This window comes from Natronorubrum amylolyticum, assembly GCF_052040145.1.
Lineage (GTDB): Archaea > Halobacteriota > Halobacteria > Halobacteriales > Natrialbaceae > Natronorubrum.
In genome coordinates this window covers 1-621 of the sequence record NZ_JBPPFW010000012.1, presented here as the reverse complement: position 1 = coordinate 621, position 621 = coordinate 1, and the positions used below count along the sequence as shown (strand labels likewise).

The 621-nt window shown below is 54.6% G+C and carries 1 rRNA gene; it reads right to left on the bottom strand.

Going from position 1 to position 621, the window contains the following annotated elements:
* Positions 1–621 (bottom strand): 23S ribosomal RNA (locus tag ACSFDB_RS20995); the annotation flags it as partial.

The window sequence follows — 621 nt, the reverse complement described above, 5'->3', positions numbered from 1 at the left end:
CCCTTATTGCGAACGTACGGGACTAACTTGCCGAATTCCCTAACGTCGGTTGCTCCCGACAGACCTTGGCTTTCGCCGCCATGAGTACCTGTGTCGGATCTCGGTACGGACTGTGTGCTCGCCTTTTCACGGGCTCTAGGTTGGCCTCTCTTTCGCTATCCAGCCATTCGTTCGCTTCGTGCCATTACGGCTTCCACGAATTTCGACTGTTCGACTGGGCGAAAGCCCAGCAGAGGCGGCCCCAAAGCGTCGGCTTTGGATGCACACTGGCATAGGAATATTAACCTATTTCCCTGTTGTCAGCTTCGACTTACGGGCTGACTTAGGACCGGCTAACCCTCAGCTGATTAACATTGCTGAGGAACCCTTACTCATTCGGCCGTCGAGGTTCTCACCCGACTAACGCTGCTACTTTGACCAGGATTTTCGTTACTGAACGGTCCACATGATCTCTCGACCATGCTTCCGCCCGAACAGAACGCCAACCTACGGAATCACCTTCTGACAGGTGCCGCTAGGTCTCGGTGGTGGACTTGAGCCCCGATCATTTTAAGCGCGCCGAACCTCGGCCGGTAAGCTGTTACGCTTTTCTTAGAGGGTAGCTGCTTCTAAGCTCACCTC